Annotated in this window: 2 protein-coding genes; both read left to right on the plus strand. The window is 55.6% G+C overall.

What is annotated here, in order from left to right:
• Nucleotides 1-32 precede the first annotated feature (32 nt).
• The gene (locus tag AR333_RS09335) at nucleotides 33-2660 is read left to right on the plus strand and encodes an amino acid adenylation domain-containing protein (protein ID WP_253735761.1); all 2628 of its coding nucleotides are present in this window, start codon (nucleotides 33-35) and stop codon (nucleotides 2658-2660) included.
• Nucleotides 2650-7383: a type I polyketide synthase gene (locus AR333_RS09340; protein WP_253735762.1), complete on the plus strand. Its 4734-nt coding sequence runs from the start codon at nucleotides 2650-2652 to the stop codon at nucleotides 7381-7383. The genes AR333_RS09335 and AR333_RS09340 overlap by 11 nt, the downstream gene beginning before the upstream one ends.
• Nucleotides 7384-7395 lie beyond the last annotated feature (12 nt).

Here is a 7395-nt window from a genome sequence, read left to right on the forward strand (position 1 = left end):
GCGGACCCGGAGGAAGAAAGGGAGGAATAGTGATGGGGCCACAAAATCGTTTGGACCGGCTGGCAGTAGCGGCGTCTCAAAAAAGCAGGGAAAGGGATTACTGGCTGTCCGCATTGTCCGGAGAATATGACAAGAGCGGCTTTCCTGCCGATTACACGCGCGCAGCAGGGGTGACGGTTGAAGAAGCTTCGTTCACTTTTCCGCAGGAACTGACGGACCGCCTGCTCCAGGTTAGTAACGAATCCGATTCAAAGCTTCATGTTGTGCTAGCCGCTGTACTCGCCGCCTTGCTGGCCAAAATGTCGAGTCGCAGTGTGGTTTCGCTGGGGACTCCGATCTACAAGCAGAAGGAAGAGGCGGAATTTATCAATTCCGTGCTGCCTTTGCGGGTTAAGATCGATCATTCACTTTCGTTCAGACAGTGTCTTCTTCACATGCAGGATACGATTGTGGCTGCCGTGGATCATCAGAGCTATCCGATGGAGATGGTGGCGGAACAATTGGCGCTGCAGGCGGATGATCCCATCGCTCATCCACTATTCGAGGCGGCCTTGCTGCTGGGTAACATTCATGAGGAGCGTTATTTCCGGAATGTGAGATGGACGACGTTGTTTTCTTTTCATAGGGAGAAAGAGCACATCGGCGGTACGGTTCAATATAACGCGCAGCTCTACCGCAGCGATACAATAAATAAACTCGTCGCGCGTTACACGCTTCTGCTGCGCGAGACACTGGCGAATCCGGATCTTCCGCTGAACCGTATCGACATCCTGCTGCCGGGGGAGAGAGAAGTTCTTCTCGGACCGCTCGCTGGCTGCCAAACCGGATTTGCCGATCAGCAAACCGTTCAGCACTTGTTCGAAGAACAGGCGGCACGCACTCCGTACGCGCCGGCCATCGCCAGCCGGGAGCGGCAGGTGACGTATCGCGAGCTGAATGAGAAAGCCAATCAGCTCGCCCGTATACTGCGGGCCGAAGGAATTGGGGCGGGTGACATCGTAGGTCTGCTGTTTGCGCCTTCCGCCGACATGATGCTCGGTATGATGGCCGTCCTTAAGGCCGGCGGTGCTTTCCTGCCGATAGATCCGGACTATCCCGATGAGCGCCTGGGGTACATGCTGGATGATAGTCGCGCACAAGTGGTGCTGACACAACGGGCTTTTACCGGCAGAACGACAGGCCGCAAGACGCTTTGTCTGGATGATGAGAAATTGTTTACCGGTGAAACAAGTAATTTGGCATTAGAGAGCTCGGCGGATGATCTGGCTTATGTCATCTATACATCCGGATCTACCGGACGCCCCAAGGGTGTCATGATTGAGCACCGTTCGCTTGTTAACCTGTCGTTCTGGCACAATCGCGCTTTTGGTGTAACTACGGCGGACCGCAGCATTAAGTATGCAGGATTCGGGTTTGACGCTTCCGTGTGGGAAGTGTTCCCTTATCTGCTTGCAGGGGCTTGTATTCATATCGTGCCTTCCGAGATCAGACTGGATGCTAAGAAACTGGATGATTTTTTTACAGAGAACGGCATTACCATCGCTTTCCTGCCGACGCTGATGTGCGAGCAATTTATGGATTTGCCGGACCGGGAGCAGACAAAGCTGCGAATCATGTTAACGGGCGGCGATCGCCTGAAGCGGTATAAGCCGGCCAACTACAGGTTGTTCAACAATTACGGTCCGACTGAGAATACAGTCGTGACTACGTTCACCGAAATTAAACCGGATACCGGAGGCCTTCCGATCGGCCGGCCGATCGACAATGCCAAGGTTTATATATTAGACGTTAATTTGCAGCTCCTTCCACCAGGAATGCCAGGTCAAATATGTGTTGCCGGTGCGGGTCTGGCACGCGGTTATCTCGGACGACCCGAGCTGACCGGAGAAAAGTTCGTACCTCATCCGTTCGCTCCCGGAGAACGCTTGTATCTGACGGGTGATAGGGGACGCTGGCTACAGGACGGAACTTTGGAATACTTGGGGCGTCAGGATGACCAAGTCAAAGTACGTGGATACCGCATAGAGCCGGGGGAAATCGAAGCTCTGCTGCGACGGCATGATGATGTCCGCGAAGCTGTTATCCGCATCAGGGAAGATGAGAGCGGGCAGAACATTTTATGTGCGTACTATACCGGAGCGGATGATCTATCCGCTGCTAAGCTGCGGGATCACCTCTCCGGACAACTGCCAGCTTATATGATCCCGGCCTATTTTGTCCGTCTGGATCAGCTTCCTGTAACGGCAAACGGCAAGCTCGACACGAAAGCATTGCCTGATCCCAAAGCTCATGTTCATACCGGCAAGGAATACGTGGCGCCACAGGGTGAAATAGAGAGCACTTTGGTCCGGATTTGGGCCGAAGTCCTGGCCGTTGGCGAAGACAGAGTCGGAGTGCAGGATACATTTTTCGACCTGGGAGGCAACTCATTTCAGCTGGTGCAGGTGGTGAATATGCTGAAGGAAACCTTCGGGCATGACATTCCGGTACCCGTCATGTTCCAGTACACTACGGTTTCGGCGCTCGGTGGTTACTTGCAGAGATTGGAAAAAGGGGAAGCACCTATGCCCCAAGATATGGCGGACAATGAGGAGATGGATGCGGGATTCGAAACGATGGAGCAGACGATGCTGATTCTGGAGGGGGCGCATGATGACTAAAAGCAGACAAACGCAAGCGGCCACCGGGCTGGAAATCGCTGTGATCGGAATGGCGGGCCGGTTTCCCGAAGCGCGGAATTTAGACGAGTATTGGGATAACCTGAGAAACGGCAGGGAGTCGATTCACTTCTTCTCCGACAGCGAACTTGAAGCCGCAGGCGTCGATCCCGAGCTGATTCGAAGCTCCAGATATGTGAGGGCCAAAGGGCTCGTGCCGGATGCCGAATGGTTTGATTCCGATTTTTTCGATTATTCGCCACGCGAAGCAGAAGTCATTGATCCGCAGCTGCGGATTTTCCATGAGTGCGCCTATGAAGCGCTGGAGCACGCAGGCTACGACACGGAGCAGACGAGCGGCGCCATCGGTCTGTTCGCGGGGGCTTCGTCAAGTATTTACTGGCAGCTAGTGGCCATGCTTTCGCGCAGCGAGAGCACAGCCGAGCAGTTCGCCGCACTGGCTTTGTCGGACAAAGATTTCTTGAGCACGCGAATTTCCCACAAGCTGAATTTAAAAGGCACGAGTGTGAGTGTCGATTCCGCCTGCTCGACCTCCCTCTTGGCCATTCATCTGGCCTCCCGAGCACTGCTTACGGGCGAATGCAGGATAGCGTTAGCCGGCGGAGTTACCGTAACGGTACCCCGGACGGAAGGCTATTTATACGAGGAAGGTATGGTCAGCTCGCCGGACGGCCATTGCCGTGCTTTCGATTCCAATGCTAAGGGAACCGTCGGCGGCGAAGGGGCGGGAGTTGTTGTGCTGAAGCCGCTTAAGCAGGCATTAGCCGACGGAGACGCTATTTATGCGGTTATTAAGGGCTCGGCGGCGAATAATGACGGTACGCGTAAAATGGGCTACTCCGCTCCCAGTGTAGAGGGACAGGCGGAGGTAATCCGGGCGGCGCAGCGGATGAGCCGGGTCGCTCCGGAGAGTATCAGCTATATAGAAGCGCACGGTACCGGTACGGCGCTGGGCGATCCGGTCGAGATCGAAGCGCTTAAGCTGGCCTTTCAGACGGACAAAACAGGGTACTGCCGGATCGGCTCCGTCAAGACGAACATCGGCCACTTGAATAGCGCTGCCGGGGTTGCGGCGTTCATCAAAACGGTGCTGGCGCTTATGCACAAGCAGCTTCCGCCGAGCTTGCATTTCGAGAAGCCTAATCCCAAAATCGATTTTGCCGGCAGTCCGTTTATCGTCAATACAGAGCTCACGAGCTGGACGAACGAGCTTCACCCGCTGAGAGCCGGAGTGAGTTCGTTCGGTATCGGCGGAACCAATGTGCATGTGGTGCTTGAAGAAGCACCTCCCCGGGCGGAAAGAGCTCAGGGCAGAGACTCACAGCTGCTCCTGTTGTCCGCGAAGACTGAATCTGGCCTGGAGCAAGCTACGGCACGCTTCCGCGAGTATTTGCGGAGTAATCCAGGCCTATCTCTACCCGATGCGGCCTATACGCTGCAGATCGGCCGCAGGGCATTCAAACACAGGCGTATGCTCGTAAGTTCTTCTGCGGAGGAGACGCTTGCGCTGCTGGACACCTTGCCTCCTGAACGGGTGTACAGCCGTGCTGGCGACAATGAACAGCCGAGGCTCATATTTATGTTCCCTGGACAGGGCGCGCAGTATGTCAATATGGGACTGGATTTGTACAACCGAGAGCTGGAATTCCGGGTAGCGGCCGACCGCTGCTTTGACTTTATCCGTCCGTTGATGGACGTTGATTTAAAAGATTTGATGTATCCCGCCGCTAGCGAAGCGGCCGGAGATCATAATGATCGCCTGAAGCAGACGGACGTGACACAGCCGGCAATGTTTATATTCTCCTATGCGCTGGCACAACTGCTGATCGGATGGGGGCTGAAGCCCGCCTCCATGATCGGACACAGCGCCGGAGAATATGTGGCCGCTTGCCTGGCCGGAGTTATGACAGTAGAAGAGGCGCTGGAACTGGTTGTGCTGCGGGGTAAACTTATGCACAGTATGCCGGAGGGAGCGATGTTAAGCGTCCCCTTACCTGAGCGTGAGCTCATTCCGTTCATGAACGAAGGCCTATCGCTTGCGGCAGTAAACGGTCCGGCGATGTGTGTTGTATCGGGACCTCATGAGGCAATAGAGCTACTGGAAGAAAAGCTGACTGAGAAAGGGCAAGCCTGCACACGGCTGCAAACTTCACATGCCTTTCACTCCGCCATGATGGAACCGGCTATGGACCCTTTTCGCCAGAAGTTGATCGGGATGAAGCTGCAGGACCCCGATATTCCTTATATCTCAAATGTAAGCGGAAGCTGGATTACGAAGGAAGAAACAGTCGATCCCGACTACTGGACCCGGCATTTGCGTGGTACCGTCCGTTTTGGCGACGGTCTCCGAGAGCTGCTGCTTGACGAAAAGGCGGTGTTTGTGGAGGTCGGTCCCGGCAACACATTAAGCGCATTTGTGCGCCGGCATCCTGACAAGAAAGAGCGGCATGCTGTCTTCAATCTTGTTCGGCATGTGAAGGAGCAGGCGCGCGACGACTATTATTTGCAGCAGCAGGTGGGGCGTCTGTGGCTGGAAGGAGCTCGGCCCGATTGGAAGGCATACCATGCGAACGAACAGCGTCAGCGGACAGCCTTGCCGACGTATCCGTTTGAGCGCAGGCGTTACTGGGTTGATCCGCCGTTTGAGACGGATGTTCTAAAGCAAGGTCTTGTCCGCAAGCAGACGAAGCAGCCAAAGCCCTCAAACGCTGCCGGACTGGTTAAAAAAGATGCCGTTCGGGATTGGCTGTACACGCCAATCTGGGAACGTTCCCTGTTGAACGAAGAAGCGGTTGCGGCTGCCGGTATGAACGCAGCAAGCTCCTGGCTTGTTTTTGCGCCAGAGCATGGGATTTGTTCCCGGCTGGCTGCGGGTTTATTGCAAGCTGGTCACCGCATCGTATCGGTATATCCTTCCGATTCGTTCGTCCGGCTGAACGATCAGGCGTATCGGATCGATCCGGGGCAACAAGAGCATTATACCCGGCTGCTGCAATATTTGAAGGAAGCTGGCACAATACCAGATCGCATTGTTCATGCCTGGCTGACTGAGGAGAGCGTCAACACCGAAGGATGGAGCTATTCCCACAGCACAAGAGTACTGGGTAAAGGCTATCACAGCCTCATTGCACTGGCTCAGGCGATCGGGACGTGCGGACTGCAAGAAGAGCTGCAGCTTACGGTCATAACTTCCAATATGCAAGAGGTGACAGGAGAAGAGCAGCTGATGCCGGAACAAGCAGCGGTGCTCGGTGCATGCCTCGTCATTCCGCAAGAGTACGGCAACGTGCGCTGCCGCAGCATTGATATTGCGGATTCGCTGCGGCAGGAGGATTCGGAACATAGGCAGCAATCTCTGCTAGACCGGCTGCAAGCCGAATTAACCGCTTTTTCCGCCGACATTTTCGTCGCGTATCGCGGCCCGAACCGTTGGGTGCAGACCTACGTTCCAATTCCGGTTCCTTCCGTTGACGAAGCGAATTCCGGTCTCAGGAAAGAGGGGGTTTACCTTATAACCGGAGGCTTGGGCGGTATAGGAATGACCTTGGCGGAGCATCTGGCGAAGACTGTGAAAGCGAAGCTTATACTCGTAAGCCGTTCGGGAATAGGCGGCGAAGAGGACTGGCGTCACTGCGCCAAACATACGGCCGACGAAACTCTGGCGATTCAACTGAATAAGCTGGAGGAGCTGGAGCTGTATGGGGCTGAGGTGCTTGTCTGCAAAGCAGATGTAAGCGATGAGCAGCAAATGGAGCAGGCCGTAGCTCGGGCTCTCGAACGCTTCGGAGAGATTCACGGCGTCATCCACGCGGCCGGAACGGCCGATGGAGCGCTGATCCAGCGGCGGACTCGGGAAATTGAGGAACGTGCATTGACGGCCAAGGTAAACGGCACGCGTGTCCTCGAGCGGGTGCTGGCCGGAAGGAAGCTGGACTTCCTACTATTGTGCTCTTCTCTGACCAGTGTGCTCGGCGCCCTGGGTCAAGCGGGGTATTGCGCGGCCAATGCGTTTCTCGATGCTTATGCCTACCGCAAACGCGCACTGGACGATACGCATGTCGTCGCGGTTGATTGGGACGGGTGGCAGACCGTCGGAATGGCTGCTGCGGCTGAACTGGAAGTCGCCGTCGCTGCGGCGCAAGCGGGAGTGTCCGCTCAAGGTGCGGACAAGCAGACCCGGCTGCTTCCGGAGGAAGGAATCGCTGTTTTCCGGTATGCACTGGCCTGCCGTCTGCCCCAGGTAACGGTATCGACGACGGATTTGGGTCTGCGGCTGCATGCCGCCCGCACTTCATCCCTGCAATCCATTGTGGACGGGGAGCGGAGCGGAATTTCCGCCAGAGCCGAACGTCCCGATGTCAGCACGTCTTTTGTGATTCCCGAAGACGAGCTGGAGCAGACTTTAGCTGAGCTTTGGCGGGACTATCTGGGTATCGATGGAGTCGGTCTGCATGATAACTTCTTCGAGCTGGGTGCTACCTCGCTTGATATGATTCAAATGAATTCCAAGATCCAGCGTTCACTTAAGCAGGAAGTGTCGGTCGTTGATATGTTCAGCCATCCGACTATCTATACACTCGCTGGCTTGTTGCGAAGAGCGCAAGCGGGAACTGATCGGCAGGAAGAGACGGCGGACCGCACAGAGCTGATAAAAGACGGAAAGCACAGGCTGCAGAAGCGGCTGCAAAAACGGGATAGAACGTGAAGGAGGTGGCAA

Source organism: Paenibacillus sp. FJAT-26967 (assembly GCF_001541095.1).
In the GTDB taxonomy this organism is placed as follows: Bacteria; Bacillota; Bacilli; order Paenibacillales; family NBRC-103111; genus Paenibacillus_F.

Excerpts from the sequence above, each read along its gene's own strand:
- AR333_RS09335 (WP_253735761.1), top strand. The coding sequence starts at position 33 with ATGGGGCCACAAAATCGTTTGGACCGGCTGGCAGTAGCGGCGTCTCAA.
- AR333_RS09340 (WP_253735762.1), top strand. The coding sequence starts at position 2,650 with ATGATGACTAAAAGCAGACAAACGCAAGCGGCCACCGGGCTGGAAATC.